The sequence below is a fragment of the Mesorhizobium sp. M6A.T.Ce.TU.002.03.1.1 genome, assembly GCF_003997275.1.
Classification (GTDB): Bacteria; Pseudomonadota; Alphaproteobacteria; order Rhizobiales; family Rhizobiaceae; genus Mesorhizobium; species Mesorhizobium mediterraneum.
The window spans coordinates 1-6790 of record NZ_RZTI01000203.1; the positions used below are offsets into that span (position 1 = coordinate 1).

The 6790-nt window shown below is 63.1% G+C and carries 7 protein-coding genes and 1 pseudogene; 1 reads left to right on the forward strand and 7 read right to left on the reverse strand.

Annotated features, from left to right (window positions below; all coding sequences use genetic code 11):
• From EOC93_RS31820 to EOC93_RS31835, 3 genes and pseudogenes are all read right to left on the reverse strand, one after another.
• Positions 1-529, reverse strand: a pseudogene (locus EOC93_RS31820) (ABC transporter permease); the annotation flags it as partial.
• Positions 526-1404: an ABC transporter permease gene (locus EOC93_RS31825; RefSeq protein WP_126105858.1), complete on the reverse strand. Its 879-nt coding sequence runs from the start codon at positions 1402-1404 to the stop codon at positions 526-528. The pseudogene EOC93_RS31820 and the gene EOC93_RS31825, both read right to left, overlap by 4 nt.
• Before the next feature lie 358 nt (positions 1405-1762).
• Positions 1763-2554 carry an ABC transporter ATP-binding protein gene (locus EOC93_RS31835; protein WP_126105857.1) on the reverse strand — a complete coding sequence of 264 codons (792 nt, stop codon included), beginning with the start codon at positions 2552-2554 and terminating at the stop codon, positions 1763-1765.
• A 128-nt stretch (positions 2555-2682) separates the two neighbouring features.
• Here EOC93_RS31835 and EOC93_RS31840 point away from each other — a divergent pair, with 128 nt between their 5' ends.
• Positions 2683-3087 carry a cupin domain-containing protein gene (locus tag EOC93_RS31840; protein WP_127206596.1) on the forward strand — a complete coding sequence of 135 codons (405 nt, stop codon included), beginning with the start codon at positions 2683-2685 and terminating at the stop codon, positions 3085-3087.
• A gap of 23 nt (positions 3088-3110) precedes the next feature.
• Here EOC93_RS31840 and EOC93_RS31845 read toward each other — a convergent pair whose 3' ends face one another.
• The 4 genes from EOC93_RS31845 to EOC93_RS31860 all read right to left on the reverse strand — a co-directional run bounded on the left by EOC93_RS31845 (position 3111) and on the right by EOC93_RS31860 (position 6700).
• Entirely contained in the window at positions 3111-3488 is a 378-nt protein-coding gene (locus EOC93_RS31845) for a hypothetical protein (protein ID WP_126105855.1), read from the reverse strand.
• Positions 3489-3490: 2 nt separating this feature from the next.
• Complete coding sequence (gene hydA / locus EOC93_RS31850; RefSeq protein ID WP_095482893.1) at positions 3491-4942, reverse strand: dihydropyrimidinase; 1452 nt, start codon at positions 4940-4942, stop codon at positions 3491-3493.
• Between the two features lie 63 nt (positions 4943-5005).
• Positions 5006-6256 carry a Zn-dependent hydrolase gene (locus EOC93_RS31855; protein ID WP_126105854.1) on the reverse strand — a complete coding sequence of 417 codons (1251 nt, stop codon included), beginning with the start codon at positions 6254-6256 and terminating at the stop codon, positions 5006-5008.
• A gap of 15 nt (positions 6257-6271) precedes the next feature.
• Complete coding sequence (locus tag EOC93_RS31860) at positions 6272-6700, reverse strand: endonuclease domain-containing protein (RefSeq protein WP_127206597.1); 429 nt, start codon at positions 6698-6700, stop codon at positions 6272-6274.
• Positions 6701-6790: the final 90 nt, after the last annotated feature.

Consider the following 6790-nt stretch of genomic DNA (forward strand, 5'->3'; position numbering starts at 1 on the left):
CATCGGCGCCGAGCACCGGCAGCGAACCGGCGATGCGCGCGCCGATGGCACTTGGCGGCGGCAGCAGGATGAAGGGTATGCCGGCCCCACGCGTCACCGCTTCCCAGATGATCAGGATCCAGGCGCCGAAGATCGCCGGGATGATCAGCCTCAAAGCGGTCGCCGCCCAGCGCGAGGTCGGGCGAAGCGCGGACAGGACCGTGACGCAGCGCCAAGCCAACAGCCATGCGGCGGCAAGCAGCAGATAGAAGGATGCGCCGGCGGTGCCTTCATTGCCGGCTATGCCCGCGAGCAGCAGCCACGCCGCGCCATGCGCGCCAAGGAAAAGCAATACCACCCCAATCACCGGTGGAAAGTTGTCGGCAGCAATTGCAAGGAGCAGCAAGAAGAAAATCAAAGCCACGGTCGCCGTACCGTAACCGGGCGTGGCATCGACAAGTGGCCAAAGAAGCAGCGCGCCGGCAAGAAGTACGAGCGCGGCAACCCCTTGCCAGGAACGAGGCGTGATCGACGAAAGGAGGGAGTTCATGCCGGTCTCCCGCCCATGGCGCGATCGACGATGCGCCCGGCAATGCCGACGACCATCACCAGCAGGGCTGCCACCACCGAGCCGGCAACCAGCGCCGACCAGATGTCGATGGTCTGGCTGTAATAAGCACCGGCGAGCAGCTTGGCACCGATGCCGGCGACGGCGCCGGTCGGCAGTTCGCCGACGATGGCGCCGACCAGACTGGCGGCGACCGCCACCTTCATCGAGGTGAACAGGAACGGCACCGACGCCGGCACACGCAATTTCCAGAAGGTCTGCGAAGGGCTGGCATTGTAGGTATGCATCAGATCGAGATGGGTGAGCTCGGGCGAGCGCAGGCCCTTCACCATGCCGACGGCCACCGGGAAGAACGACAGATAGGTCGAGATCAGCGCCTTCGGGATCAGGCCGGTGACGCCGATCGCCGCCAGCACGACGATGATCATCGGCGCCACCGCCAGGATCGGAATCGTCTGCGAAGCGATGATCCACGGCATCAGGCTGCGGTCGAGCGTCGCCACATGCACGATGCCGACGGCGATGACGATGCCGAGCGCGGTGCCGAACGCGAAGCCGAGCAACGTCGAGGACAGCGTCACCCAGGCATTGTAGACAAGGCTGCGGTTGCTGGTGATCTTGCGCAGAAACGTGTTCTCGAAGAAATTCACCGCCACCTGATGCGGCGCCGGCAGTGTCGGCTTCGGCTGCGACATCGTCTTGCCGATAAATTCCACAACATCAGGCGTCTCGCCGGCGCGGCGGTCGAGATCGCGCTGGAACGGCGCGTTGAGGATGACGGCGAACACATACCAGACGACCACCACGCCCGCGAGGATCGAGGTCACCGGGATGAGCTTGTCGCGAAAGGAGTCCATCTAGCGACGCTCGCACGATGAATGCGCTCCTCTCCCCGACGGGAGAGAGTGGTCATGCCCGTTCTTCGTCATCCTAGGGCGAAGCAAGGAGCGAAGCGACGCGGCGCAGACCCTAGGATCCATGCCGTTACCTCCCCGCCCCGCAACGGTGCGGAATAGTGGTCCCGACCCAAAGAAAGGGCCCGCTGCCGTGCCTTGCCTGGCGGACATTCTCGACCGCTTAGGCCCTTCGGCCAACGTCACGGCATGGATCCTAGGGTCTGCGCACGCCGCTTCGCGGCTGCTCCGCCCTAGGATGACGAACGCGTGGTTAGCCGCTCCCTCGTGAGGCGAATGCGAAAGCCCGTTCCCCACCGCCTCAATCATCATAGCTGTGCCCTGCTCTGAGCCCATCACGCACGCGCGCGGCGATCGCCAGGAATTCCGGCGTCTCGCGGATGTCGAGCGGCCGCTTCTTCGGCAGCGTCGATTCGATGACGTCGCTGACGCGGCCCGGACGCGGCGACATGACGATGATGCGCGTCGAGAGGTAGACCGCCTCGGGAATGGAATGGGTGACGAAGCAGATGGTCTTGTTGGTCCGTTCCCACAGTTCCAGCAGTTGTTCGTTGAGATGGTCGCGCACGATCTCGTCCAGCGCGCCGAACGGCTCGTCCATCAACAAAAGATCGGCATCGAAGGCCAGCGCCCGCGCGATCGAGGCGCGCTGCTGCATGCCGCCGGAAAGCTGCCAGGGGTATTTCTGCTCGAAGCCGGACAGGTTGACGAGATCGAGCGTGCGCTTGATCCGCGCCGCCTGCTCTGCCTTTGACAGGCCCATGATCTCCAGCGGCAGCGCCACATTGCGCGAGATCGTGCGCCACGGATAAAGTGCGGCCGCCTGGAAGACATAGCCATAGGCGCGGCTCTCACGCGCCTGCTCGGGCGTCATGCCGTTGACGGAGATGGCTCCCGAGGTCGGCTTCTCCAGATCGGCGATGACCCGCAGCAAGGTCGTCTTGCCGCAGCCGGATGGCCCGATGAAGGACACGAATTCACCCTTGCCGATGGTCAGGTCGACATTCGACAATGCCTGCACCGGACCGTCACTGGTTTGGAAGGTCAGGCCGAGCTTGCTTGCCGAAACGACGGCTGGCGATGCTCCCGTCATAGGCCGCAGCCTGCCTTTTCGCACCGCTGCCGCGCCGGTCGGAATCCGGTTGATCTTTCCTCGATGTTGCTTTCCACTCGCCCCGTCCTGTCCGGCTGAGAGTTCCCACTCGATCGAGAGTCGCCCCGATGTCGCCCAAACCCACTTGTCATCTTATCCGCCCTGAAAGCTCTTATGAAGGCAAGCAGGGACTGAGTTATTTCACCGGCATCGCCGCCGAGACCGTCGGTTCCTCCGGTATCTGCATGCACCTGCTCACCATGCCCCCCGGTGCCCGCGCCAAGGCGCACATGCATGAAAGCCATGAGACGGCGATCTATGTGCTCTCCGGCGAGGTCCATACCTGGTATGGCGACCGGCTCGAACAGCAGATCGTGGTCAAGTCCGGTGACCTCTTCTACATTCCTGCCGGAGTGCCGCATCTGCCGGCCAATCTGAGCGCCAGCCCGGCCTCGGCGGTCATCGCCCGCACCGATCCCAACGAACAGGAAAGCGTCGTCCTGCTGCCGCAACTGGATGGGCAGGTCGCCTGAGGCCGACGCTGAGGCAGCGGCCATCATCGGCAACGGGAGACTTCCCCCATGACCAGGCCGTCCTCGTCGGCAATCACCAGCCTCTTGGCGTTCTTCAGGCTGCGCCTGATGGTGAACTGGATTGGCGACTGACCTTCCTCGCCTTCCGCGTCGCACAGTGATTTCACCACCAGCGAACCGTCGGCCTGTGCCTGCTTTTCGGTGAAAGTGCAGGCGCTGGCCACGGTGATGAATTCCTTGTCGGTCAGGAGCAGCATGTCCTCGGCATAGACCTGCTGACCGTTCTTGTTGATACAGCCTGACTTGTTGCCATAGGGCTTGGAAAGGTCGATCGCGGCGGCCGAAGCCTGGCCGGCGGCCAGCAGGGCCGCGGCTGCTATGGCGACATGAACAGCGTGCATGTTCAGACCCCGGTCGCCGGAATACCTGTGCGTTCCACTTTGCGCGGCGCAGAAATCTCCTTCCAGGTCGACAGCGCCCGGTTGACCGCTGCATTCGGCTCGCGGCCGACGAACTCGCCATGGCCGGGCTTCGCCTTGACCTCAGCCTCCTGGATCGACAGTTCGCCGCGCGAGAAGACAAAGCGCGGCAGGCCGGTGACCTCAAAACCTTCGAAGACGTTGTAGTCGATCACCGATTGCTGTTTCTTGGAGGTGATCGTCTTCTTTCGCTTCGGGTCCCAGACCACGATGTCGGCGTCCGCGCCTTCGACGATGGCGCCCTTCTTCGGATACATGTTGAGGATCTTGGCGATGTTGGTCGAGGTCACCGCGACGAATTCGTTCATCGTCAGCCGGCCGGTGTTGACGCCCGCCGTCCACAGCACTGGCAAACGGTCCTCGAGCCCGCCGGTGCCGTTCGGGATTTTGGTGAAATCGCCGACGCCGTTGCGCTTTTGGCTGGTGGTGAAGGCGCAATGGTCGGTCGCCACCACTTGCAGCGATCCGGCCTGCAGGCCGGCCCACAGCGAATCCTGATGCAATTTGTTGCGGAAGGGCGGGCTCATCACCCGGCGCGCCGCATGGTCCCAGTCCTTGTCGAAATATTCGCTCTCATCGAGCGTCAGATGCTGGATCAATGGCTCGCCAAACACGCGCATGCCTTTCTGTCGCGCTCTGCGAATGGCTTCATGGGCCTGCTCGCAGGAGACGTGGACGACATAGAGCGGCACGCCGGCCATGTCGGCGATCATGATGGCGCGGTTGGTCGCCTCGCCTTCCACTTCCGGCGGGCGCGAATAGGCGTGCCCTTCGGGGCCGTTATTGCCCGCGGCCAGCAGCTTCTGCGACAGGGCGGCAACCACGTCGCCATTCTCGGCATGGACCAGCGGCAGCGCGCCAAGATCGGCGCAACGCTGGAACGACGAATACATCTCGTCGTCGTCGACCATCAGCGCCCCCTTGTAGGCCATGAAGTGCTTGAACGAGGTTATGCCCTTGTCGACGACGGTGGCCATCTCGTCGAACACCTGCTTGCCCCACCAGGTGATCGCCATGTGGAAGGAATAGTCGCAGGATGCTTTCGAGGTCTTGTTGTCCCACATCTGCAAGGCCTCGAGCAGAGACTGCTGCGGCGCCGGCAGGCAGAAATCGACAACCATGGTGGTGCCGCCGGCAAGCGCGGCGCGCGTGCCGCTCTCGAAATCATCGGCCGAGTATGTGCCCATGAACGGCATTTCGAGATGGGTATGCGGGTCGATGCCGCCCGGCATCACATAGCAGCCGGTGGCGTCGAACTCGTGGTCGCCATGCAGATCCGGGCCGATGGCGATGATCTTGCCGTGCTTGAACAGCACGTCGGCCTTCCAGCTGCGGTCGGCGGTCACGATGGTGCCGTTCTTGATGACTTTGGACATTTTCTTGTTCCCTTGTTCTCTTCGCGCTTCTGGCGAGCGGCGTTCGGAATCTTGGTTTCTAGCTCACTCCACGATGACAGCCGTCTCCACCACCGCATGGAACAAAACATCGGCGCCGGCCGCCGCCCATTCCTTGGAGATCTCTTCGGCCTCGTTGTGCGACAGGCCATCGACGCACGGGCACATCACCATTGCCGTCGGCGCGACGCGGTTGATCCAGCAGGCGTCGTGGCCGGCCCCGGAGACGATGTTGCGATGCGTATAACCCAAGCGCTCTGCCGCTTCCCGCACAGCCTTGACGCAGCCCGCATCGAAGGTGACCGGATCGAAATGGCCGACCTGATCGATCACGTATTTGATGTCGAGCGCTTCGCAGATCGTGTCGATCCCCTCACGGATGCGCCCGTCCATCGCGTCCAGCACTTCCTTTTCCGGCGAGCGGATGTCGATGGTGAATACGGTGCGTCCGGCGATGATGTTGCGCGAGTTCGGATAGACCTCCATATGGCCGACCGCGCCGACGGCGTCGGGCTGGTAGTCCATGGCGATCTCGTGAACCAGCTCGATCACCCGCGCCATGCCGAGCCCGGCGTTGCGGCGCTTGGGCATCGGCGTCGAGCCGGTATGCGCCTCCTTGCCGGTCAGCGTCACCTGCAGCCATTTCAGCCCCTGGCCATGGGTGACGACGCCGATATCGATGCCCTCGTCCTCGAGGATCGGCCCTTGCTCGATATGCAGCTCGAAGAAGGCGTGTATCTTGCGGTCACCGACTTTCTCGGCGCCCTTCCAGCCGATGCGTTCGAGCTCCTCGCCAAACTTCTTGCCGTCCTTGTCGACATGCGAATAGACATCGGCCTGGTCGAGGACGCCGGCAAAAACGCCGGATGCCATCATGGCCGGCGCAAAGCGCGCACCTTCCTCGTTCGTCCAGTTGGTGACGACGATCGGATGTTTGGTCTTGATGCCGAGCTCGTTGAGCGAGCGCACGATCTCCAGCCCGCCAAGCACGCCGAGCACGCCGTCATACTTGCCGCCGGTCGGCTGAGTATCGAGATGGCTACCGACATAGACAGGCGGCAGATCAGGGTCGGTGCCTTCGCGGCGGGCAAACATCGTGCCCATCTCGTCGAGGCCCATTTCGAGCCCCGCCGCTTCGCACCAGCGCTTGAACAGATGCCGCCCTTCGCCGTCCTCATCGGTCAATGTCTGGCGATTGTTGCCGCCGGCAATGCCGGGGCCGATCTTCGCCATCTCCATTATCGAATCCCACAAACGGTCTGAATTGATTCGCAGATTCTCGCCGGGTGCGGCCATTCAAATTCCTCTCATCTATTGCGCGGCGTCCCCCTCCCCCTCGAGGGGAGGGTGGCCGCGAAGCGGTCGGGTGGGGTCGCCGAACATGCGCGCGACTTTCTCCTTGACCGCCTGCGCCACATGCCAAGCGCTGTTTATGACATCGGGCTCATCGACGCGAAAGATATCGAACCCGAGCGATCGCAGATAGGCGTCACGGACAGCATCGTGCCGTTTGCCCAGTTCCTGCTCGTGCAGATCACCATCCACTTCCACGACCAGCTTTACCGCGAGGCAGGCAAAGTCAACGATATAGGGCCCAATCGGACACTGGCGGCGGAACTTGATGCCGGCCGATTTCAGCTCGCGCAGTTCATACCACAGCAGGGATTCGCCCTTGGTCGCATGAACTCGAAGCGCGCGCGCCTTTTGACGCATTTCGAAGCTCACGAGGGTACGGGGCATCAGAAACAACCTCGCGGCAAGAGATCAGGTCGGCGCGCGTCGCCACCGAACCCACCCGACCGCTTCGCGGCCACCCTCCCCCCAAGGGGG

Coding starts and splice junctions, on each gene's coding strand:
- EOC93_RS31825 (WP_126105858.1), bottom strand. CDS start 1,404: ATGGACTCCTTTCGCGACAAGCTCATCCCGGTGACCTCGATCCTCGCG.
- EOC93_RS31835 (WP_126105857.1), bottom strand. CDS start 2,554: ATGACGGGAGCATCGCCAGCCGTCGTTTCGGCAAGCAAGCTCGGCCTG.
- EOC93_RS31840 (WP_127206596.1), top strand. CDS start 2,683: ATGTCGCCCAAACCCACTTGTCATCTTATCCGCCCTGAAAGCTCTTAT.
- EOC93_RS31845 (WP_126105855.1), bottom strand. CDS start 3,488: ATGCACGCTGTTCATGTCGCCATAGCAGCCGCGGCCCTGCTGGCCGCC.
- hydA (WP_095482893.1), bottom strand. CDS start 4,942: ATGTCCAAAGTCATCAAGAACGGCACCATCGTGACCGCCGACCGCAGC.
- EOC93_RS31855 (WP_126105854.1), bottom strand. CDS start 6,256: ATGGCCGCACCCGGCGAGAATCTGCGAATCAATTCAGACCGTTTGTGG.
- EOC93_RS31860 (WP_127206597.1), bottom strand. CDS start 6,700: ATGCCCCGTACCCTCGTGAGCTTCGAAATGCGTCAAAAGGCGCGCGCG.